Origin of the sequence: Maribacter spongiicola (genome assembly GCF_004364165.1) — a bacterium.
In the GTDB taxonomy this organism is placed as follows: Bacteria; Bacteroidota; Bacteroidia; order Flavobacteriales; family Flavobacteriaceae; genus Maribacter; species Maribacter spongiicola.
On record NZ_SOAY01000010.1, the window covers coordinates 1308504 to 1332830 of the forward strand.

At 36.6% G+C, this 24327-nt stretch carries 17 protein-coding genes; 10 read left to right on the top strand and 7 right to left on the bottom strand.

Translation table 11 applies throughout. The features are described 5' to 3' along the window. Nucleotides 1-2: 2 nt before the first annotated feature. From CLV90_RS06155 to CLV90_RS06170, 4 genes are all read right to left on the bottom strand, one after another. The gene (locus CLV90_RS06155; protein ID WP_133686597.1) at nt 3-2633 is read right to left on the bottom strand and encodes an MGH1-like glycoside hydrolase domain-containing protein; all 2631 of its coding nucleotides are present in this window, start codon (nt 2631-2633) and stop codon (nt 3-5) included. Between the two features lie 149 nt (nt 2634-2782). Then, complete coding sequence (locus CLV90_RS06160) at nt 2783-3595, bottom strand: amidohydrolase family protein (RefSeq protein ID WP_133686598.1); 813 nt, start codon at nt 3593-3595, stop codon at nt 2783-2785. Between the two features lie 54 nt (nt 3596-3649). After that, nucleotides 3650-4126, bottom strand: coding sequence for an SRPBCC family protein (locus CLV90_RS06165; RefSeq protein WP_133686599.1), 477 nt, complete (start codon nt 4124-4126; stop codon nt 3650-3652). A gap of 12 nt (nt 4127-4138) precedes the next feature. Next, nucleotides 4139-4822 (bottom strand): cell division ATP-binding protein FtsE, encoded by a 684-nt coding sequence (locus CLV90_RS06170; RefSeq protein WP_133686600.1) that lies wholly within the window; start codon nt 4820-4822, stop codon nt 4139-4141. Between the two features lie 155 nt (nt 4823-4977). Here CLV90_RS06170 and CLV90_RS06175 point away from each other — a divergent pair, with 155 nt between their 5' ends. The 4 genes from CLV90_RS06175 (at nt 4978) to CLV90_RS06190 (ending at nt 13183) form a co-directional block, all read left to right on the top strand. Continuing rightward, the gene (locus CLV90_RS06175; RefSeq protein ID WP_133686601.1) at nt 4978-7995 is read left to right on the top strand and encodes a tetratricopeptide repeat protein; all 3018 of its coding nucleotides are present in this window, start codon (nt 4978-4980) and stop codon (nt 7993-7995) included. Between the two features lie 31 nt (nt 7996-8026). Continuing rightward, nucleotides 8027-9778, top strand: a complete 1752-nt coding sequence (locus tag CLV90_RS06180) for a TonB-dependent receptor (protein ID WP_133686602.1) — start codon at nt 8027-8029, stop codon at nt 9776-9778. Between the two features lie 155 nt (nt 9779-9933). Beyond that, nucleotides 9934-11946: an NHL repeat-containing protein gene (locus CLV90_RS06185; protein ID WP_133686603.1), complete on the top strand. Its 2013-nt coding sequence runs from the start codon at nt 9934-9936 to the stop codon at nt 11944-11946. Between the two features lie 130 nt (nt 11947-12076). Continuing rightward, nucleotides 12077-13183, top strand: coding sequence for an OmpA family protein (locus tag CLV90_RS06190; protein WP_166638541.1), 1107 nt, complete (start codon nt 12077-12079; stop codon nt 13181-13183). Here CLV90_RS06190 and CLV90_RS06195 read toward each other — a convergent pair. Beyond that, nucleotides 13180-13962 (bottom strand): NIPSNAP family protein, encoded by a 783-nt coding sequence (locus CLV90_RS06195; RefSeq protein ID WP_133686605.1) that lies wholly within the window; start codon nt 13960-13962, stop codon nt 13180-13182. The genes CLV90_RS06190 and CLV90_RS06195 overlap by 4 nt on opposite strands. A gap of 317 nt (nt 13963-14279) precedes the next feature. On the opposite strand from CLV90_RS06195, the gene CLV90_RS06200 reads away from it, so the two are divergent. The 4 genes from CLV90_RS06200 (at nt 14280) to CLV90_RS06215 (ending at nt 19168) form a co-directional block, all read left to right on the top strand. Further along, entirely contained in the window at nt 14280-15041 is a 762-nt protein-coding gene (locus tag CLV90_RS06200; RefSeq protein WP_133686606.1) for an NYN domain-containing protein, read from the top strand. 77 nt (nt 15042-15118) lie between these two features. After that, on the top strand, nt 15119-16933 hold the full coding sequence (locus tag CLV90_RS06205; RefSeq protein ID WP_133686607.1) for a DUF885 domain-containing protein: 1815 nt from the start codon (nt 15119-15121) through the stop codon (nt 16931-16933). Between the two features lie 81 nt (nt 16934-17014). Next, on the top strand, nt 17015-17443 hold the full coding sequence (locus CLV90_RS06210; RefSeq protein ID WP_133686608.1) for a hypothetical protein: 429 nt from the start codon (nt 17015-17017) through the stop codon (nt 17441-17443). Nucleotides 17444-17542: 99 nt separating this feature from the next. Beyond that, nucleotides 17543-19168, top strand: a complete 1626-nt coding sequence (locus tag CLV90_RS06215) for an amidohydrolase (protein WP_407943372.1) — start codon at nt 17543-17545, stop codon at nt 19166-19168. A gap of 66 nt (nt 19169-19234) precedes the next feature. Here CLV90_RS06215 and CLV90_RS06220 read toward each other — a convergent pair whose 3' ends face one another. Next, nucleotides 19235-19774 (bottom strand): DUF2911 domain-containing protein, encoded by a 540-nt coding sequence (locus CLV90_RS06220; RefSeq protein WP_133686609.1) that lies wholly within the window; start codon nt 19772-19774, stop codon nt 19235-19237. A 245-nt stretch (nt 19775-20019) separates the two neighbouring features. Here CLV90_RS06220 and asnB point away from each other — a divergent pair, with 245 nt between their 5' ends. Then, complete coding sequence (asnB, locus tag CLV90_RS06225; RefSeq protein WP_133686610.1) at nt 20020-21693, top strand: asparagine synthase B; 1674 nt, start codon at nt 20020-20022, stop codon at nt 21691-21693. 81 nt (nt 21694-21774) lie between these two features. On the opposite strand, the gene CLV90_RS06230 is transcribed toward asnB, so the two are convergent. Further along, nucleotides 21775-21960 (bottom strand): CsbD family protein, encoded by a 186-nt coding sequence (locus CLV90_RS06230; protein WP_133686611.1) that lies wholly within the window; start codon nt 21958-21960, stop codon nt 21775-21777. A 418-nt stretch (nt 21961-22378) separates the two neighbouring features. Here CLV90_RS06230 and gyrB point away from each other — a divergent pair, with 418 nt between their 5' ends. After that, complete coding sequence (gene gyrB / locus CLV90_RS06235; RefSeq protein ID WP_133686612.1) at nt 22379-24319, top strand: DNA topoisomerase (ATP-hydrolyzing) subunit B; 1941 nt, start codon at nt 22379-22381, stop codon at nt 24317-24319. Nucleotides 24320-24327 lie beyond the last annotated feature (8 nt).

The following is a 24327-nucleotide window of genomic DNA, read 5'->3' on the forward strand; positions in this document are numbered from 1 at the left end:
AACTATTTTTCGTCTAGCTGTTCAATTAGGTTGGCGACTAAGGCCGTCCAACCTGTTTGATGGGCTGCACCTAATCCACGACCGTTTTCTCCGTGAAAATACTCGTAGAATAAAATCAAATCCTTAAAATTAGGGTCTTGGTAATATTTCTCATAGTTCTTGTTGATCGCACGGTTACCATTGGCATCTTTTTCGAACATCTTTATAAGACGCTTGCTTAATTCATCACTCACTTGTTTTAGATTGAGCAACTTCGAGCTTCCTGTTGGGTATTCAAAAAGAAAATCATTACCATCATACCATTGGTATTCACGTAATGCCTGAATGAATAAGTAGTTCATGGGCATCCAAATTGGTCCGCGCCAGTTAGAGTTACCGCCGAAGAGCGATACGGTAGATTCTGCAGGTTCGTAATCGATAGAATAATCTACTCCGGCGATATGAATTTGATATGCTTTCTCATGCACCTTCGATAAGGATCTAATACCGAATTCACTCAAAAATTCTTTTTCATCTAAAAGTGCTGCCACCAATTTTTGCATTCTATCTTTTGGCACTAATGATAATAAAAGGTCCCCATTTTCTTCATACTGCTGTATCACCTCATATTTAAGTGTTTCTGCACGGTATTTTTTAAACCAAAGAACACTTGCCTTGAATTTCGGGAATTTATCTAGTACACTTTTCTTAATAGTAAGAACAGCTGCCAGTGACAACATGCCGGCTATAGATCTCACTTTTATAGTAGTGGATTGCCCATCAGGTAAAATTAAACGGTCATAGAAGAAACCTTCGGCATCGTCCCAAGTGTTGGCCTTATCAGTATCCATTTTGTTCAAAGCTTCTGCAATGAATACAAAATGTCCGAAATACTTCGTTGCCATATCTTCATAAGAATTGTCATGTTCGGCAATACGCAAGCTAATTTCAAGCATATTCAAGCTGTACATGGCCATCCAAGCAGTGCCATCTACTTGATCTAATATACCACCACCGGGTACACCATGGCTGCGATCAAAAACTCCAATATTATCAAGTCCTAAAAATCCGCCTTGAAAAACATTATTATCATTTCTGTCTAAACGATTTACCCACCAATTAAAGTTGAGCGATAGTTTATTGAACATTCGTTTTAAAAACTTAATGTCTGGTACGCCGGTTATAGATTTATCGGTACCATAAATTTGTAAAGTTGCCCATGCTTGAACTGGCGGATTCACATCACTAAAATTCCATTCATAAGCTGGTATCTGTCCGTTAGGTGACATGTACCATTCTTTGGTGAACAATAGCAACTGGTCTTTCGCAAACTCTGGGTCTATAGAGGCGAACGATGCACAATGAAATGCAGAATCCCACGCAGCATACCACGGGTATTCCCAAGCATCTGGCATAGAAAGTATATCGTGATTACGCAATGTTTTCCAATGGCTATTACGACCTTCTAATCTTTCTTTTGGCGGCGGAGTGGTTTTGTAATCACCATCTAGCCATTTTTCAACTTCGTAATTGTAATATTGCTTCGTCCAAAGTAAACCTGCAAAAGCTTGTTTTAATATAGCCTTTCGGTCTTCGGTAGCTTTAGGGGCTATTTCATCATAGAATTGAGCACACTCTTTTTGTCTTTTTTTGAATATGGAATCAAAGTCTGAAAATGGTGTGTCAAGTGTTTCTTCGGTTAAACGAAGTTGGAATGTTTTTGATTCTCCACCATCTAAAATGACTTGATATAACGGCGCAAATTTAGTACCTGAATTATTTTTTGTTGCTAACTCAAAATCATTGTTGCAGACAGCGGTATGGAACAAATCTTTCTTAAACGGATGATCATTCTTATCCTTATAAACCTTTTCTCTATTAGTTTCATTTTCTGTAAAGAATAACTGCGCTGCCTTTTGAAAATAAAGATTGTACTTACCTACATAAGGGTGGTCTATGTGAACAAATGGGTTAGCTTTTGTCCCTTTTTGAGTGATGGTCGGTTTTTTTGGCATTTTTTTAAATGACCAATGATTACGCATCACCATTTGTGGCAATAATGTTATAGGGGCTGGTTTTGAGTTTCTATTTGTAATGGTAATTTGAATAAAAATATCGGTTTCATCACCTTTTGCATATTCTGTGCTAACGTCAAAATAGGTGTTGTCATCGAAAATACCGGTATCTAATAACTCGAATTCCAGCTCTTTCCTATTCCGTTTTTGGTTTTCTTCAATCAATTGATTGTACGGATATTCTTTCTGCGAATACTTGTACAAATATTTCATGTACGAGTGCGAGGGCGTATTTTCTAAATAGTAATATAGCTCTTTTACATCTTCACCATGGTTACCCTGCGGACCTGTTAACCCAAAAAGGCGCTCTTTTAAAATAGGGTCTTTGTCGTTCCATAAACCGATGCTAAAGCACATGTTGCAATAACGATCGCTAATACCTGCAATACCATCTTCGCCCCACCTAAAAGTACGACTTCTGGCATGGTCATGCGGAAAATAGTTCCAAGCATCGCCACCTGCACTATAATCTTCACGTACCGTACCCCATTGGCGTTCACTTAAATATGGACCCCATTTTAACCAGTCTTTTTCTTTGGTATGTTGTTGGGCTAAACGGTCTTTTTCAGGGTTTTTCATGAATTGTTTTTTGGGTGGTACTTTATGCACTAAGCGCTGTGCGCGGTGATCATATTATTATAAAAATATCTTAGTTGAAATTTACTTTTTATTTAGCCAAAAGCCAAAAGCCAAAAGCCAAAAGCCAAAAGCCAAAACCAAACCAAGAGCTATTTCAGCTTACTTACATCAATCTTAAAAAGTTCAGCAGCATTTTTCCAGAGAATTAGTTCTTTCTTTTCGTCAGTTAAGTCTAATTGATTCATGAATTTCAAATACGATTTCATGTTAGAAATGGGCCAGTCCGTTCCATAAAGAAGATATCGTGGGTCACCAGCATAGGTGATCATTTCTTCTATTTCCTTTTTCATGTAGCGTTCAAATTTATCAGAGAAGTCACCTAATACCAACCCTGATATATCTGCATAAACGTTCTTGTTTTTGTAAACGACCTCCATACAATCTTTAATCCAAGGATTACCCACATGGCAAATCACGATTTTTAACTCCGGATAATCAACCGCCAAATCATCAATATGAATAGGGTGGGAGTATTTTATTTTTCCGGTAGGGGCATACGTGTCACCAGAGTGAAACATGACAGGTACATCATACTCGATCGCCATTTCATACATTAGTTTAAAGCGAATATCATTCGGATAAAATGGCTCGTAACCCGGATAAAATTTTAAGCCTTTAATGAATCCTTTTTCAAGATAATCGCTAATCTCAATGACATCTCTGTGGTTGTAATGTAAATAGCTGATACCCGACACTACACCTAAATTGTTGTAACCTTTTATCGCTTCTACCACCTGTTTGGTACTCGGTCGGTGTTCATTTACTTTGTAAGAGGTAAGCACCAAAGAATAATCAATATTATTCGCTGCCATATTCTCAGAAAGCTTGTCTAAACTTTCATTTAATGAAACCACTCTATCTTCATGATAGTTGTTGATGTGGGTATGTACGTCTATGATCATGTAATATGTATTTATACTAATTTAAAGCTAACTCTAGGTTTATGAGTATACTAATTATTCTTCAATTAATTGTTTCCACTTACCTGATTCAGCAAATTCTTTGATTGTAGAATTTCGTTTCTCTAACAAATCTGTCATGTACTTTTTCAGGAAAAACGAATCTGCGATTTTCCCTAAAAAACCCAATGGTGATTGGTAATCAAAATAGTCAACCATTAAAGTTCCATCGACAGTGTTTTCAAAATGGTGTTCATGCCTGAAGCTTTTGAAAGCGCCTTTTAACATTTCATCAGAAAAGAAGTTAGGGTAGTCGAATTCGGTTATTTTAGAGGTTAGAACTTGGTAAATTCCAAAATGTTTAGCGCGCCAAGTAACCCATTCATTTAAACCAATTAGTCCGCTAGTAACTCCTGCTATAGCTTCTTCATCTGTATGTTCTGTAGAAATTTTATGAAGATCGATACTTCGCGATAAGTCAAAGACAATTTCTTTCTTTGCATTTATCTCTGTCTTAAGCTCAATCTTTGGCATATATTCAAATATCTAAACCGCCCTCTGCACCACCTCAAATACCTTATTGGCATCGCACTTAATGGTTTTAGAAGGGAATTTTAAAATCAATGCATAATCGTGGGTTGCCATTAGTATGGTTCTGCCAGCTTTATTGATTTCTTGCAATACCTTCATGACCTCTACACTGGTTTGTGGATCAAGGTTTCCGGTAGGCTCATCGGCAATAATTAATTCTGGGTCATTTAATAAAGCACGGGCAATGGCAATACGTTGTTGTTCTCCGCCAGAAAGTTCATGCGGAAATTTAAAGCCCTTGGTTTTCATACCTACTTTTTCAAGTACATTAGATACTTGAGTATCCATTTTTGCCTTGTCCGTCCAACCAGTAGCTTTCAAAACAAAAAACATATTTTGGTTGATATTTCGGTCCGGTAGCAGCTTAAAATCTTGAAAAACGATACCCAGTTTCCTTCGTAAAAACGGAATATCTTTCTCTTTTAAGGTTTTAAGATTGAATTCACCAACATGACCTTCACCTTTTTGCAAGGGTAGATCACCATATAGTGTTTTCATGAAGCTACTTTTGCCACTTCCGGTCTTGCCGATAAGGTAGACGAATTCACCTTTTGCAATTTTTAAACTCACTTCACTCAGCACCAAGCTCTCTTTTTGAAAAATAGAGGCATCCTTAAGTTCTAAAACAATCTCTTCCATAACGCAAATGTTGATATAAAAGTAATAAGTTCCATCTGATATTAGAGAACCCTTTTTCAAAATCTTTTCTTTTGCATGGGTATTACACATACTTAGGTACAATTTTTGCCGTTATCACATGTGATAACGGTACTACTAAATAGTAAGAGAACACTATGCTTAAAAAATTCATCGCTTTTATTCCTATGGTATTCGGTTTGGTCGCATTGACCAATGCCCAAGAGACGAAGATCTATACCCACGAACAGAAAGCATTCCAAGACGCGCTCGCGCTTTACAACAACGAACAATACCAAGCGGCACAGACCATTTTTGAGAAGGTCAAAGTGACTACAAAAGATGAGGAGACCGCTGCCAATAGTGCATACTATGCAGCTAATGCGGCAGTACGCTTAAACCAGATGGGTGCAGACCGTTTGATGGAAGATTTCGTGGAGAAATACCCAACTTCTACCAAGCGTAATTCAGCATTTGCCGATGTGGCAGAATATTACTTTCAAACAGGTAAATATCCGTATGCTTTGAAATGGTATGACAAGGTGGATCAGAACTCACTTTCTCGTGGCGAGATGGATAAGTTTAACTTCAATTACGGCTACTCTTTATTCTCATCTCGTAAAACAAAAGAAGCAGAAAAGTACCTTGAAAAAGTAACGACTTCTCAAGTCTACGGTTCTCAAGCAAAATATTACTTGGGGTATATTTCATATCAAGAAGATGATTACGAAACTGCAAACCAACGTTTTGATCAGATTACGGATCAAGATGTATTGGAGGAGAAGTTGAGCTATTACCAGGCTGATATGAATTTTAAGTTGGGTAAATTCGAAGAGGCGATTGCTTTGGCTAAAAAACAACTGACAAAAGCTGACAGACGAGAAGTCTCTGAATTAAATAAGATAATAGGGGAGAGCTACTTTAATTTAAAGCAGTACGAAAATGCGATTCCGTATTTAACAGAGTACAATGGTAAAGGTGGTAAATGGAGCAATACCGATTATTACTACTTAGGTTATGCTTATTACAAAGGCGGAGATTATGCCAACGCCATTGCTCAATTCAATAAAATTATTGGTGGTACTAATAGCGTTGCACAAAATGCATATTATCATTTGGCAGAATGTTATTTGAAGTTGGATAAAAAGCAGGAAGCTTTAAATGCTTTCCGTAATGCTTCTCAAATGGACTATAGCGCCGAGATACAGAAAGATGCATTTTTGAATTATGCGCGTTTGAGTTATGAAGTGGGTAATGCTTATGAGCCGGTGCCGCAGGTAATTACGAATTATTTAAAAACGTATCCCAAAGATGAACACCAAGATGAGATGCAGACCTTATTGGTAGATTCATATATAACGTCAAAGAACTTCGCCGGAGCGATGAAGTTGCTTGAAGAGAATAAAAATTACGCAAGTAAATCGGTCTATCAAAAAGTAGCCTATTACAGAGGTATCGAACTTTTTATGGAAGGCGATTATAATGCCGCCTCAGAGAATTTTGGTAAATCGTTGGGCAGTGCAGAAGATATGCTGTTCAAAGCAAGAGCCAATTATTGGAAAGCGGAATCTGATTACCTGTCCAATCGTTTTGCCGAAGCCGTAAAAGGGTATAACGCGTTTAAAAGTAATACCTCGGCAAAAAATACAGAAATGTATGCAGATATTGATTACAACTTGGCATACGGGTATTTTAAACAGAAAGATTATAACAATGCCATTACCTTTTTCAACGCATTTACTACCAATGGCAATGCAGAAGTAGAGAAATTACATGATGGCTTGTTAAGATTAGGCGATAGTTATTACGCTACCAGTAAATACTGGCCTGCTATAGAAACGTATAACAAAGCACTGGCATTAACCGGACCAGAGAAAGATTATGCATTCTACCAAAAAGCAATGAGCTATGGTTATGTGGATAGAGGTGCGAGCAAAATAGAAAACTTAGAGGAATTTGTAAGCCAGTACCCTCGATCAAGTTTTAAGGATGATGCCTTATTCGAATTAGGTAATACCTATGTTTCGCAAGGGCAAGAGAATAAAGGTCTGGAAGCTTACGATCGTTTGATCAGTGAATACAGAGGCAGTTCATTGGTTCCACAGGCATTAATGAGGCAGGGATTGGTAAATTATAATGCCGCTAGAAACGAAGCTGCTTTGGCGAAGTTTAAAACGGTTGTTCGCGATTTTCCAAAAACACAAGAAGCCATACAAGCTGTAGCAACAGCAAAACTGGTATATGTAGATATGGGTCGGGTAAATGAATATGCAGAGTGGGTACGCACGCTCGATTTCGTTGAGGTTACCGATGCTGAATTGGACAACGCCACTTTCGATGCTGCACAAAAGCAGAATTTAGAAGGTAATGTTGATGCCGCTATTAAAGGATATAAAAATTACATTCAAATATTCCCAACTGGTTTACATGCGGTTGACGCCAATTTTAGCTTAGCACAATTGTATTTCGGAAAAGGAGAAAAAGAATCGGCTTTACCATATTACAAGTATGTTGCCGATAGAAGTACTAGCGAATATGCAGAACAGGCATTAACGCGTGTTTGTGAGGTGTATATCTCTAAAGATGATTACGGCATTGCTTTACCATATTTGTTAAAGTTAGAGAGTCAGGCGAACATTCAGCAGAACAGAACTTTTGCGCGCTCTAACTTAATGAAAGGGTATTACGGACAAAAGAATTATCCGAAGACTATAGAATATGCTGATAAGGTATTAGCAACTTCAAACATTGATAACAGAATTAAGAGCGATGCGCATATTATGATCGCTAGATCGGCCATTGCAACCAACGATGAGGCGAAAGCAAAATCTGCTTATGCCGAAGTGTTGAAAATTGCATCGGGCGCAACAGCTGCAGAAGCATTATATTATAACGCCTATTTTGAGCATAAAGAGGGGTCTTACGAGAACTCTAATATTGCAGTGCAAAAATTGGCTAAAGATTATGCGGCTTACAAAGAATGGGGTGGTAAAGGTTTAGTATTGATGGCTAAAAACTATTATGCCTTAAATGATGCCTACCAGGCAACTTACATTCTAGAAAGTGTAATTACCAATTTTAGTCAATACCCAGAAATTGTTGCCGAGGCAAGAGCAGAGCTTGCAATCATTAAATCGAAAGAGGCGAAAAGTAACTCATCGGTTGATCCTAATTAAGAAATTTACGTACACCAGAAAAAGAACACCTATGTACAACAAACATATATTTGCGCTTATATTTTTAACACTTGGCTTTCAGGTTGTTTTTGCTCAAGAAGAGGAAAAGGATTTGGGTACAGAAACCGTAACGGTTACTAAAGCATACACGCCAACTGTTTCAGATGCTTTTAAAATTAAGTCGGTTCCGAATATGAACGACTCTATTGTTTTGCAGAAGAAACCTATTAACTATAGTATTTTTTCGGTACCTGTGGCATCTACATTTACACCGAACAAAGGCACGGCATCTAAGGTAGAAAGGTTGCCACCACCAGTATTGTATAATTCGTATGCCTCTTTAGGTGCAGGATCTTATGGTAATGTGTTAGGTGAATTTTATACTAGCAGAACCATTAATAGAGATGAGAATTTTGATATTGGTTTTAATCATTTGTCTTCTCGCGGTGGCATCAATGGTGTGGAACTGAATGATACATTTTATGATACCAAATTAGATGCATCTTACGCGAAACGTGATCGAGATTTAGATTGGGGAGCTGCAATTGGGCTACAACATCAATTGTATAATTGGTACGGAGTAGAACCAGGTAGGTTCAGCGAAACGGAATTAAGCGGAATTAACGAACGCCAAAATTACTACATGGGCGAAGTTGGTGGTCATATTAATATAGAGGACGCTTACTTTAAAAGAGCTGATTTAAAATACCGTAGATTTTTTGATGCTTTAAGCTCAGGTGAGAATAGAATTATTTTTAACTCCGGATTTGAGTTTCCTTTGAATGAAGAAGCTTTGAATGTTAAGGTGAAAGCTGATTATGTAGGGGGTAGTTTTGCCAATGATTGGGGCGATGCCTCGGTAAATACTGTGCCAATTAATTATAGCCAATTGCAAGCGGGTATTAATCCGTCTTTGAAAATGCTTCGTGATGATCTTTCATTGAACCTAGGTGTAAATTTAGTATACGGTATGGATCTAGAGAATAGCGAAAGCAATTTTTATATCTACCCTGCGGTAACAGCATCGTATAGATTATTAGATGAATCTGTAATTGCCTATGGAGGAGTAACAGGGGAGTTGAAACAAAATTCATATTACGATTATGTAGAGGCGAATCCGTTTGTGTCACCCACATTGAACATAGCACCGACCGATAGTCAATACAATGCCTATGTAGGTTTTAAAGGTCAGTTATTACCAAATTTGAGCTATAATTTAAAAGGTTCGTATGCTGCAGAGAATAGAAAGCCACTATTTATATTGAATTCGGTAAATGATTCGCGAAGCGATTCTAACGGATATTTCTTAGGAAATTCATTTCAAGTATTTTATGATGATATTAAGACCTTGGGTATTTTCGGAGAATTGAATATTGATGTAAACCGTAATTTTACTTTAGGTGTAAATGCTGAGGTGTATGATTACAGTACTGAAACCGGTAACCCAGCGTGGAACTTGCCAAATTTAAAAGGATCACTGTTTATGGATTACCAAATAGGTGAAAAGTGGTATGCAGGTGTTAACCTATTTTATGTTGGTGAGCGTGAAGATTTCTTGCCAACGGGTGTTCAAGTGGTTCCGGGTAATGGAATTCCTGCTACAATCATTACTTTAGACGGATTTTTCGATGCCAATGCGCATATCGGTTATCGCTACACAGATCAATGGTCTTTCTTTATAAAGGGAGCTAACCTTTCTAATAACGATTACCAACGTTGGGCAAATTTTCAAGTTCAGGGTATTCAAGTTTTGGGAGGCGCAACGTATAAGTTCGATTTCTAGAATACAGCTTAAACATATTTAAAATGCCCAAGTATTAGAGGAAACTAATACTTGGGCATTTTGTTTTGGATTCTAATTTTAACATTTAAATCCAAACCCTCTTTAGATTACTTCGTAGGTATTGGTGGTTCAACTAATAAAACCTAAAATACAATATGAAAAAATCTATAATTTATTTAGCAATTTTATCGGGAGCATTATTTTTTGCCTCGTGTAGTGACGACGACGACGCAATGGTAGATGGTACGCCAGTAGCCACTTGTGATGATGGAGAGATGAATGGTGACGAGACCGGCATTGACTGTGGAGGTTCTATGTGCGAGCCATGCGGAGAAGGTATGACGGTTTTAGGTCGTAGAACAGATCTTTTTGTAACCAATAACGATAATGGAAACATTTCAAGATATAGTGTAACCGGAGATTCTTTGGTGACCTTAATGACAACAACTACGGCTGCCGAAGGTATTTATTATGATGCTACAGCAGATGTAGTTTTTCAAGCATCTAGAAGTGCCTTGCAATTAGAAGGTTTTGCAGATGTAAGCACTATAATGGATGGCGATGCAGTTGCCGCTTCTTACACAGGTGGTGCAGATTTGGAGAGTCCTAGAGAATTAGCGGTTAGCGGATCTTCTTTCGTAGTTGCCGATAATGGTGCTAACAAATTCTTCGTGTATGAAAACACAGGAAGCGGATTTACACTTACCAGTACAGTTGAGGTTCCCTTCCCAGTTTGGGGTATTACTTTTAAAGGCGATGATTTATATGCTGTAGTTGATACAACAGGAGATTTAGCGGTGTATTATGATTTTCTTGCTAACGCTGTAAACGGCATTTTAAGACCATCAAAAAGAGTAACTATTGAAGGTATTGTTAGAACACATGGTATTACTTATGAAGGTGCTGATGATGTTATGGTATTGACCGATATCGGTGATGCTGCAGATGCAAATACCGATGGTGGTTTTCACATTATTTCTGATTTCTCCGCTAAGTTCGATTCGTTGTCAGACGGCGAATTATTACCGATCGGTATGCAAGTAAGAGTTGCAGGTTCTTCTACCTTAATGGGTAACCCTATTGATGTTGCGTATGATTCTGAAACCAATGCCGTATATGTTTCTGAAATTGGAAACGGAAAAGTATTAGGATTTACTTCTATCGGTTCTGGTGGTAACTTAACTCCGTCTTTCAATAAAGATTTGGCAATGGCATCATCTATTCAATTTAGTAGTGATGAAACTGATGGTAATACAGGAGATTCTAGTGCCGCTAGAGCAACTAGACTTTATGTAACAAGTACTGCAAATGGAAATGTTAGTGTGTATAATGGTACGGGAGTTTTGACGAAAACCATCGCTACAGGTTCAGATGCCACAGAGGGTATTTACTATAATGCAATGAACGATGCCTTAATACAAGCTTCTAGATCAGGTATGGCATTGGAGTATTACGGTAGTTTCGCTGCTGTTACAGATTTAGCGAATATCGTTGCTGATTTTGCTGGTGGTGCCGAATTGGCTAGCCCTAGAGAGATTGCTGTTTTTGGTAACAAGGTGGTAGTTTCAAGTAATACAGAAAATAAGTTTTACGTATATGAATACAATGGTTCTAGCTTTAGTTTGTTAAACACTTTTGATGCTGGCTTTAATACATGGGGAATCACTTTTATGGGTAACACCTTATTAGCTGTTGTAGATTCTACAAGTGATTTGGCTGTGTATGACAATTTCTTAACTGCCTTTTCTGCGGATGGTGCAATTACACCAACTAAAAGAATTACAGTTGATGGTATCATAAGAACTCATGGTATCGATTATAGCGAGGCTGATGACGTATTAGTAATGACCGATATAGGTGATGCTGCAGATGCAAATACAGATGGCGGTTTTCAAGTGACTCAAGATTTTGCCGGAAAATTGGCTGCTTTGGATAACGGCGGAACTCTAGCACTTTCTGATCAAACAAGAGTTGCAGGTTCTATGACCGAAATGGGTAATCCTATTGATGTTGCATATGACCACAAAACAAAAACAGTATTTATTGCAGAAATTGGTAATGGCAAAGTTCTAGCCTTTTCAGATGCTCTGAATGCAAATGGTAATGTGGCACCAGCAATTAGTAATGATTTAATGTCTGCTGCTTCATTATACTTATATAACAACTAAAAAAAATAAGTTTAGGTTAGATTGTTTGGTTACAAAAATCCTTTCTCAGTAATGAGGAGGGATTTTTGAATTTAGACCAATAATACAATTTTAGAAGAATTCTGTATTTTAGAGATTCTGTACAATGCACATGTCTACTAGAATACCACATTTCGAAATTATAAGCATACTGATGCTTTGTATTCATTTTTGCGGATTCGGACAAAATTTGGTGGTGAACCCGAGCTTTGAAAAGTATAGAGATTGTCCGGTTAAACTGGGTAATCTTGAAAAGGATGTTTTAGACTGGAATATGCCTACATTGGGTTCTACAGATTATTTCAATGGTTGCAGTGTCGCCATGGGAACTCCTGTAAATTTCAATGGGGAACAACCTGCAGATTTCGGAGAGGGTTATGTTGGTTTCTATATGTATGCACCCAACGATTACAGGGAATATATTCAAGCAAGACTGAGTTCAACATTGAAAAAAGGTGAACGGTACGCCATTTCATTTTATGTAAGTTTGGCAGAACGGTCAGATTTCGCTGTAAAAGAATTTGGCATCCGGTTTGCTGAGTTTCCTGTAGCCGTAGAAACTACCAAGGTGTTATCTGGTTTGCATTTTTCTAAGATGAAAGGAGAAGTATCCGAAGAACTAGAAATATCCTATTCCAAATATTATTCAGATGAAATTAAATGGGTGAAACTGACTACGGAGTTTGAAGCTGCTGGTACCGAAAACTATATGATTATCGGTAATTTTAAGAACAACAAACGGACACAGAAATATCAAACGAAAAGAAAAATAACCAAAGGATCTTATTACTATTTAGATATGGTTTCGGTATCGAACGTGAAATCGAAACTTCAAAACTCAGCGGTTACAGTACTTAAACAATATGAATTGGATAGGATACATGTATTTAAAGATGTCTATTTCAATTCCAATAAGTCTAAAATTAGAGGAGAACATCAGCAAGAAATGGAGTCGCTGCTTTCTTATTTAAAAACGAATACAGCTATTGATATTGAAATTTTAGGGCATACCGATACTGTTGGATCAATTTCTTTTAATAAACGATTATCAATAAGGAGAGCTAACGAAGTTGTTGCCTATTTGACTGAAAACGGAATACATAAAAACAGAATTACGGCTCATGGCTTTGGTAGCTCGAAACCAATTTCTACCAACGAAACAGAAGCCGGTAGATTTCTCAACCGGCGTGTAGAATTTATATTGAGTAAAACCGATTAATAATCAGAATACTCGGTTGGGTACAATAAATCAATATCTGCATGACTGACCGTATTTAGGTATTTATCCATCACAGATATTTCTTTCCATTTGTCAGAATCAACAAAGTCTTTCCAAAGTGCATCTCTCTTTTTCATATTTGTAAAGGTTGTCATGTACATTAGGTTGGGCATTTTATCACCAGAGATGACATCGGCATAAAAAACGGCATTGAATCCTAAATCTTCAAAAAGTTTTACTTCTCCGCCTTCATTGAACATGTCTACTTTTCTATTGTACATGGCTTCCGTTGGCCCTTCATAGCTTCTTAGTTCATATACTCTGTCAGCTCGTTCACCTTCTACTTCGCTAGGTTTCATTTTAGGCATATCTGGGAAAGCACGAAGTAGTATTGAACTTATTCTATCATATGGTTTTTTATCATGAGTGGCATGTATATATGCAGCGCCAGCCGAAAGATGGGTTTTGTCTACCGCCAACATGGCTTCTAGCTTATCAAATTCAGCCAAAGATTGAAATGGAATTAGCACATAAATTTTATCACTGGCTTTAAACTTGTCGGGTCTAACTTTGAATACTCCGATATTATCAATACCCATTCTTTTTAAAGCAGGCATATAGGCGTTCTCTAAATAGCCATCGACCATTTTTTCTTGTGTATCACTTTTAATGGTGTAGGTTTTTAGTTCGTAGTACTCTTTTTCTTGTGCTAAGCTTGAAAAAGAAGTTATTGCTGCAAGCAAAAATAGAAGTATTGGTATAGGGAATTTATTTTTCATGTATTCTGATTTGTTTTTCGGTAAACAAGTTAATGATAAATTAAGTGAATGCTATACTAGACTTTATTGCTTACAACATTTCTATGTTAAACACCTTGTTAAATTTACCAAAGAACCCTTTTCATGTTTGTTGTTCTAATTGATGATTTGATTTTTGATATAGGAATCAAAATACGTTTATCGAGTCTTTTCTTTTTTAATTATCAGTTTTAGAAAAGGTGATATTCGACAGTAAAAAAAATCATTTTTAACTTTATTGGTTAACATCTTGCTGTTCAAGTAGAAATCAATTTATCTTTACATAAAACACTACAAAAATGGATTTGAATTTAGCAGTATTGATAGATGGTGATAATATACCGTCTGCCTATGTAAAAGAAATGATGGAAGAAATTGCTAAATACGGTAACCCTACAATAAAACGTATCTATGGTGATTGGACCAACCCAAGATTAGGAAAATGGAAAAATGTACTGCTTGAAAATGCCATTACACCTATTCAACAATACGGCTATACGCAAGGTAAGAATGCAACAGACTCTGCCATGATTATAGATGCTATGGATATTCTGTATGCCGGTAAGGTCAACGGATTCTGTATTGTTAGCAGTGATAGTGATTTTACGCGTTTGGCTACACGATTAAGAGAAGCAGGTATGCAGGTATTTGGTATTGGCGAGCGAAAAACTCCTAATCCTTTTATCGTAGCTTGTGATAAATTCATTTATATAGAAATTCTTAAAGGTAGATCAGAAGAAGAAACATCAGATGCTACAGATAAAACTCCCGCAGAAAAGAATACGGTCGATAAAATTACACCTAAAGCATTACGCTTTATTTCAACAACTATTGACGATGTTGCTGATGATGACGGTTGGGCATTTTTAGGTGATGTTGGTAGCTTGCTACAGAAGAAACAGCCAAATTTCGATTCTCGTAACTACGGCTTTCAAAAATTGACTCCGCTAATTAATTCTATTCCTCATTTTGAGATAGAAAGAAGAGAAGATTCTAAGGGGCGTAAAAAATTGATTTACGTAAAAATTAAGGAGAAGGCGAATTCTAAATCCAAAAAGTAAACGTTTTCTGATATTCCGTAAAATAGACTTCATTGCATAGTATTAGTTTTGTATTTTTCAGTACAAATTCTACTATTATGATTCGTACACTTTGGCTTGTATTATTCGTTGCTGTAATTACTTCATGCAAAGAAGCTCCAAAAAAAGAACAGACCGCCACAACGAAACCTATTGCAGAAGTTTTTACCGAGTTTTATGAGTTTAAGAAAAGCATCAACCCTATAGAAGCTACCAAAGCTGGTTTTTCGGCATATAATGATACTATAGCCAATTATATTTCTGACGATTATATTTTACATTTAAAAGATCGATACTCTTATTTTTTAGATGAATTAAATAAATACGATTCCACAAACGTTAGTGCTGCCGATTATATGAGCATGCGTGTTATGCAGTGGGATTGTACGGTGAAGTTAGAAGGGGTTATGAACCCCGTAGTAACCGTTGCTTCGCCCATCTACGATTTGCCAAATTTTGAGTTAATGCCACTTTTTCAAATACAATCGTTGCATTTGTATGTTGCTCAGTTGGCGGGTGGTACAAGTGTACAGCCGTTTAATAGTATTAACGATTATAATAATTGGTTACGTAGGTTAGAAGATTACTTGATATTTTTAGATACTTCTATTGAGAAGATGAAGATTGGTATGGATAAAGGGGTGGTGATACCAAAAGTGCTGACCTTAAAAATGATGCCACAGATACAGTCGTTTATTGATGTTCCGCTTGAAGAAAATCTGTTTTATCAGCCAATAATGAATTTCCCAGACGGACTTTCTGATGTTGATATGGACATTCTACAAAGTAATTATGAAGATTTCATTCAAGAAAAACTCACCCCTAAATATGTAGAATTAAATCAGTTTTTAACCGAGGTATATTTACCTGCTTGTAGAGATACAGACGGATTGTTAGCGCTTCCCAACGGAAAAGAAACCTATCAATATTTAATAAAATTGCACACCACTACAAACATGAATGCTGATGAAATTCATGAATTAGGTTTGTCTGAAGTAGCTCGTATTTCTAAAGAAATGGAAGTAGTAAAAAATAAAATAGGGTTTAAAGGCGATTTAAAATCATTCTTCAATTCGCTGCGTAATAAAAAAGAACTGATGCCTTTTTCAAAACCAGAAGAAGTCATTGAAAGTTTTAATGCGATAAATGACCGTATTGCTTTACGTATAGATTCTTTGTTTGCGCTAACGCCAAAAGCTGGTTTTAATGTGCGCAGAACAGAAGCTTTTAGAGAAGCATCGGCAAGTGCAGAATATGTGCCAGGATCAAAAGATGGGTCGAGAGCGGGTATTTTCTATGTCCCTATTCCTGATGTGAAGAGTTATAATATGGTGCATGATGAAGCTTTGTTTTTACATGAAGCCATACCTGGGCATCACTTTCAATTAAGTTTACAGCAAGAGAATAATGAACTTCCGGAGTTTTTGCATCCTGAGAGTATGGGTGTATTTGTAGAAGGTTGGGCGTTATATGCGGAATCTTTAGGAAAGGAATTAGGGATATACACCGACCCTTATCAGTACTTCGGTATGTTGAGTATGGAGATGCATAGAGCAATTCGCTTAGTAGTCGACACAGGTATTCATGCAAAAGGTTGGTCTAGAGAAAAAGCCATTCAATATTCATTGGATAATGAAGCTGAATCTGAAGAAAGTATTATTGCTGAAATAGAGCGTTATATGGCAACCCCAGGGCAAGCTTTATCTTATAAAATAGGTCAATTAAAGATTCGAGAATTAAGAACGAAGGCTGAAAAAGCCTTGGGAGATAGATTTGATATTAGAAAATTTCATAGTCAAGTTTTAGACTCAGGTAGTTTACCTTTGATCTTGTTGGAAGAAAAAATAAATTATTGGATTGCTCAGCAAGAATAGTAACGTAGTAAAAGCCTGACAATTATTTAAAATATTAATATAATATTGACGTTTAGGATAGATACTTAAACACCACCATTAATGAAATTCACGCATTTTATACTTCAATCCGCACTATTGATTTTAGTTTTTTGTTCCTTTTCTGCAGTAAAATTAGATGTTACAGAAATAACTAGTCAACAACTTATAGGACAAACAGTTGTGAACGACGCTGTGTTAGGAGTATGGAATTATCGTATGTCTAATGTAGATGCGCCGTATGAAAAAGGGGTGTTTTTTATTACCAAGAATAAAGATTCTTATGAGGTAGCTGTTAAATTAAGTACCGGTATGCTTACTGGTCAAGATGTGGTAGCAAGTGATAAGGGTATTAATTTTAATGTGAATTTTGAAGGCTTAAAGCGCGTTTCTTTTGTACTAATGGTAGAAGAAGATAAAATTATGGGAGAAACTTATTCTGCCATTGGTACCAGTGAGATTTTGGGTGTTCGCCAAAAACCGGTTGAATAAAGACTTAAATCTTTCCAAAAAAATACTTAGTTTTCAGTAATTATTTAAAGAGGTACTTATAGCCTTATTTGACGATTTTACTAACTAACTATTTTTGTTTTGAAAAAACTACTTCCAATTTTACTCGTATTATTATCTGGTTGCGAACTCATGAAAGAGAAAGTCGACCTTGTAATCGTAAATGCAAAAGTCTATACTGTAGATGATGCTTTTTCTGAAGCTCAGGCATTTGCTGTGCAAGATGGTAAGTTTATTGCTGTTGGTACTACAGAAGAAATTCGTGATGTTTATACATCAGACCAAATAATCGATGCCGATGGTAGAGCAATAACACCAGGTTTAATAGATGCCCATTGCCATTTTTACGGATTAGGACTTACCCAGCAATTGGTAGATTTAGTCGGTACTAAAAGCTTTGATGAAGTATTGGAGCGCGTTCAAGCTTTTCATGCAGCTAACCCAAAGTCTTTTCTTAGAGGTAGAGGTTGGGATCAGAATGATTGGGAAATAAAAGAATTTCCGACAAAAGCACAGTTAGATACCATTTTTCCTGATATACCCGTTGCATTAGAACGTGTAGACGGTCATGCATATTTGGTGAACCAAAAAGCATTGGACATGGCAGGTATAGACTGGGGCACCAAGGTTGAGGGTGGTGAAATTGTAAAAAAATGGGAAAATGGCTATTCTGGTATTACCGGTATTTTAGTCGATAACCCAATGTCACTTATAGATAGTATTATGCCAGCACCGTCTCTAGAAGATAAAATTAGGGCGTTAAAAGATGCGGAAAGAATTAGCCTGAACCATGGACTAACAACTGTAAATGATGCAGGGTTAGACCGAAACACTATTGAGTTGATTGATAGCTTACAGCAGGCAGGTGAATTATCTATTAGAATTTACGCCATGGTAAGTAACAATAAGAAAGATGTAGATTACTTTATAAATAAAGGACCCATAAAAACAGATCGATTGAATGTGCGATCTGTAAAAGTATATGGTGACGGAGCTTTAGGTTCTAGAGGAGCTGCTTTAAAAGAAGAATATAGTGATTTGCCAGAGCATTTCGGGGCGATGATTACTCCCGTTGCAGATATCGAAGCTTTGGCTAAAAAACTGGCGAATTCAGAATATCAAATGAATACACATGCCATTGGCGACTCTGCTAATATTGCCGTATTAAGAGCTTATAAAAACGTATTGCAAGGCAAGTCTGATAGACGATGGAAAATTGAACATGCACAAGTATTGACCGAGGGCGATTTCGATTATTTTGCAGATGGTATTATCCCGTCTGTACAACCTACACATGCCACTAGCGATATGTATTGGGCAGAAGATCGTTTAGGGGAAAGAGTAAAAGGGGCTTATGCCTACAAAACATTATTGAAGAAAGCAGGAACAATTGCACTAGGTACCGATTTTCCGGTGGAAAATGTGAGTCCGTTTTTGACATTCTATGCAGCAGTAGCAAGACAAGATACAAGCGGATACCCAAAAGGAGGTTTTCAAATGGAAGAAGCTTTGTCTAGAGAAGAAACCTTAAAAGGAATGACCATTTGGGCAGCGTATTCCAATTTTGAAGAAAACGAAAAAGGGAGTATAGAACCTGGTAAGGTCGCAGATTTTGTCATTTATGATAAAGATATGATGACAGTACCGGTCGAAGAAATACCTACTATTCGTGCCGAGCAGACTTTTGTAAACGGTATCGTTCGATAAAAGATAAAAGTTCAAAAAAAAACCTCGGTCAATGACCGAGGTTTTTTTATTATATCGTGTTTCTAATTACATAGTAATTGGAACAGCAACTCTTGTTTTGTCCCAACCCATTACTAATTGAGCACCGTCGTTAGCTTCTTTGAAAGCGATAGAAAATTCTTCAAGCGACGCATCATCAGAACCGTTAGGTACAGTTACACGAGCAACATCAGAAGCTTCATCGTAGAAATAAGAACCCCATTGGTTTAAGTTTTTATTCAAAATAACTGTCCATTCATCTGCACCAGGTATCGTGAATAAAGAATAGGTTCCAGCTTTAACATCTTTACCGCCGAATTTTACATCCTTATAAAATGTAATTTCAGGAGCTTCATTTGCTCCTGTTCTCCATACTTTTCCTGTTGGAGCTAATTCTTCCATAGAACGACCTTTTAATTGTGGTCTTCCGTAAATAATACGAACTGCCTTTTCAGATACTTTGTAATCTGTAGGGTAAGCAGCCATATCCATAGGGCTTTTGTCGATTCCAGAAAAGTCTTGAGCCGATACCGAAGTTGTTAAAACTAAGGCGAACATAAGTGTTGCAAGTGTAAATACTTTTTTCATAATCATTATTTTGGTTTTCTAGGTCATAAAACTAAGCAGTTCCTTACAGTACTATTAATAAAAAGTAGTTAAATTTTTAATTGTTTCATTTCATCACGTTTTAAAGATGAATTAGATGCTATATATGTCAAATAGAACTTAAAATACATTTTATTATTACAATATGTAAGTATAATATACATATGTGTTTGTTAATTGAAACAATAAAATGATATTTGTATTCGAAATGATATAATAATTAGATTATGTGTGGAATAGTATGTGCATTTGATGTTAAGGAAAGTACCGATGTACTTAGACCTCAACTTTTAGAAATGTCGAAGAAAATAAGACATAGAGGTCCAGATTGGAGTGGTATCTATGCAGATGATAAAGCCATATTGGCGCATGAGCGTTTGGCTATTGTAGATCCGGCTTCTGGTAAACAGCCATTATTGAGTCCGAATGGTAAATTGATACTTGCGGCTAATGGTGAAATATATAATCATAGAGAGTTACGTAAGCAATTTGAAGGCAAATACGATTTTAAAACAGAGTCTGACTGTGAGGTAATATTGGCTTTGTATCAAGAAAAAGGAGTTGACTTCTTAGATGAATTGAACGGTATTTTCGGTTTCACTATTTATGATGCTGAAAAAGATGAATATTTTGTTGCTCGTGACCATATGGGTATTATTCCTTTATACATGGGATGGGATAAAAACGGAACGTTCTACGTAGCATCAGAATTAAAGGCGTTAGAAGGTACGTGTACTAAAATAGAATTATTTCCTCCAGGACATTATTTACATAGTTCTGATGGTCAATTAAAAAAATGGTACACTAGAGATTGGATGGAGTATGATGCCGTTAAAGATAACGCAACAAGCATTCAAGAAGTTAAAGAAGCTTTAGAGGCTGCAGTTCACAGACAATTAATGTCTGATGTACCTTATGGTGTATTGTTATCAGGTGGTTTGGATTCTTCTGTAACCTCTGCCATTGCTAAAAAATACGCGCAAAAAAGAGTTGAAAGTGGTGATACTGTAGATGCATGGTACCCACAATTACACTCGTTCTCTGTTGGTTTAGAAGGTTCACCAGATTTGGCAGCTGCAAAAAAAGTTGCTGATCATATCGGTACCGTACATCACGAAATTAAGTTTACTATACAAGAAGGTTTAGATGCTATAAAAGATGTTATTTATAACATAGAAACTTATGATATTACGACCATTCGTTCTTCTACGCCTATGTATTTAATGGCAAGGGTTATTAAATCGATGGGTATTAAAATGGTATTGTCTGGTGAAGGTGCAGATGAGCTGTTCGGAGGGTACTTGTATTTTCATAAAGCCCCAAATGCACAAGAGTTTCATGAAGAAACTGTGCGTAAATTAAGTAAGTTACATATGTATGATTGTTTAAGAGCTAATAAAAGTTTAGCTGCTTGGGGAATAGAAGGGCGTGTACCATTTTTGGATAAAGAGTTTATGGATGTTGCTATGCGCATCAACCCTAAAGATAAAATGATTAACGGCGAACGTATGGAGAAATGGGTAGTTCGTAAGGCGTTTGAAGATATGATTCCTGAAAGTGTTGCTTGGAGACAAAAAGAACAATTCAGCGACGGTGTTGGTTACAGTTGGATCGATACCTTAAAAGAATTGGTGAACAACGAGATTACCGACGAGCAAATAAAGAATGCGGCGTTTCGTTTTCCTATCAATACACCGTTAAACAAAGAAGAGTATTATTATAGAACGATTTTTGAAGGGCATTTTCCTAGTGATGCAGCAGCATTAAGCGTACCACAAGAAGCAAGTGTAGCTTGTAGTACTGCTATAGCTTTAGAATGGGATGAAGCATTTAGAAATATGAATGACCCTTCTGGTAGAGCAATAGCCAACGTGCACAGTGAAGCATACATTAAACAATAGGGTTTGAATTAGTCATTTTATCTATTGTAAAAACCCCGTCTATTTTGTAGACGGGGTTACTTTTTTTAGATTTTAGATAAACTATATATCGTTTATCATTTTCTTTAATTTTTCTTTAGACTCTCCAGTCTTTTCTTGAATTCTACCTAATAACTCATCAGATTTACCTTCAGCGTATGTTAGGTCGTCATCGGTAAGGTCTGCATATTGTTGTTTAAGCTTCCCTTTTGCTATATTCCATTTCCCTTTAAATTGTTCTTCATTCATGATATATTGTTTTAAGATTATATAGCTAAGTTAAAAGTCATATGTAAAGGAAATCTTAATAAAAGCTTGATTTAATCGATAGCGCACACATTGATTTTAATGCAGTTAATTCTACTTGAAAATGTTAATGAAATGCAAATAAAATGCATGGTTTAATGAGGGTTCTTCTATTTCTAATTCATCTTATGAATTTATATATGCTAAATTTTATCAGGCTAATTGAAGTAATTCAAATTTGTCGTTAATAAAATGTTGCATCAACAGGTATGCCTATTCTGCTTTTTTAAGGTAAACACTCTAATTTTCCACAATCATTGTTGATAACTTACGCTTTGCAAGTGCTAGAAAGGCTATATTTCATGGGGTATTGCGTATATTTGTAAGATTGCAAAATTTGAAGTAAAACAACCTAAATTTTATGAGCGAAGAAGCAAATAAGAAAAATTATTCGGCCGATAGTATTCAGGCCTTAGAAGGTATGGAGCACGTACGTATGCGTCCATCCATGTATATAGGTGATGTTGGGGTCCGTGGTTTGCACCACTTGGTATATGAAGTAGTGGATAACTCTATTGATGAGGCTATGGGTGGGCATTGCGACACCATAAGTGTAACCATAAACGAAGATAATTCTGTAACCACTAGAGATAATGGTAGGGGTATACCTGTTGATCTTCACAAAAAAGAAGGTGTATCTGCATTACAAGTGGTAATGACCAAAATTGGTGCAGGTGGTAAGTTCGATAAAGATTCTTACAAAGTTTCTGGAGGTCTTCACGGTGTAGGTGTTTCTTGTGTTAACGCACTGTCAGACCATTTATCCGCAAAGGTATTTAAAGACGGTGTTATTTGGCAGCAAGAATACTCTAGAGGTAAAGCGCTATATCCTGTAAAACGTATTGGGGAAACAACGGAAAGAGGTACTGAGGTGACTTTTCATCCAGATGATACTATATTTCAACAAACAATTGAATATAGCTACGAAACTTTGTCAAATAGAATGCGTGAGCTTTCATTTTTGAACAAAGGGGTAACGATTAGCATCACTGATAAACGTCAGAAAGATGAAAAAGGAGAGTTTGTTAGTGAGACTTTCTATTCTAATGAAGGTCTTAAAGAGTTTGTTAAGTTTTTAGATGGTAACCGTGAATCTTTAATTAAAGATGTCATTGCAATGGAAGGGGAAAAGAATGATATTCCTGTTGAAGTAGCAATGATTTATAATACGAGTTATACAGAAAATCTACACTCTTACGTAAACAATATTAATACCCACGAAGGTGGTACGCATTTATCTGGATTTAGAAGAGGTTTAACATCTACGTTGAAGAAATATGCCGATGCTTCTGGAATGCTGGATAAATTGAAATTCGAAATTCAGGGCGATGATTTCCGTGAAGGTTTAACGGCGATAATATCTGTAAAAGTTTCAGAACCTCAGTTCGAAGGTCAAACAAAAACAAAATTAGGTAACCGTGAGGTTTCTGCAGCTGTTAGTCAAGCGGTTTCAGAAATGTTGACAAATTACCTTGAAGAGCACCCAGACGATGCTAAAATTATCGTTCAAAAAGTAATTCTAGCTGCCCAAGCTAGACATGCCGCTTCTAAAGCGCGTGAAATGGTGCAGCGTAAGAATGTAATGAGCGGTGGTGGTTTACCGGGTAAATTATCGGATTGTTCTGAGCAAGATCCTGAAAAATGTGAAATATTTCTTGTCGAGGGAGATTCGGCAGGCGGTACCGCCAAAATGGGTCGTGATCGTAATTTTCAAGCTATTCTGCCTTTAAGAGGTAAGATTTTGAACGTTGAAAAAGCCATGCAACACAAGGTTTTTGAAAACGAGGAGATAAAGAATATGTATACTGCTTTGGGGGTTACCATAGGTACCGAAGAAGATAGTAAGGCATTGAACCTTTCTAAATTAAGATATCATAAGGTAGTTATCATGTGTGATGCCGATGTCGATGGTAGTCATATTGAAACTTTAATTTTAACTTTCTTCTTCCGTTACATGAGGGAGTTGGTTGAGAGCGGACATATTTATATCGCTACACCGCCTTTATATTTAGTTAAAAAGGGTCAGAAAAAACAATACGCTTGGAGTGATAAAGAGCGTGACGAAATTGCAGATAGCTACAGTGGTGGTGTAAGTATTCAACGATACAAAGGTCTTGGTGAAATGAACGCTGAGCAATTGTGGGATACAACTATGAACCCTGAGTTTAGAACACTTCGTCAAATACAAATTGATAATGCGACCGAAACAGATCGTGTTTTCTCAATGCTTATGGGCGATGAAGTACCGCCTAGAAGAGAATTTATTGAGAAAAATGCTGTTTATGCGAACATTGACACATAGAAAATACA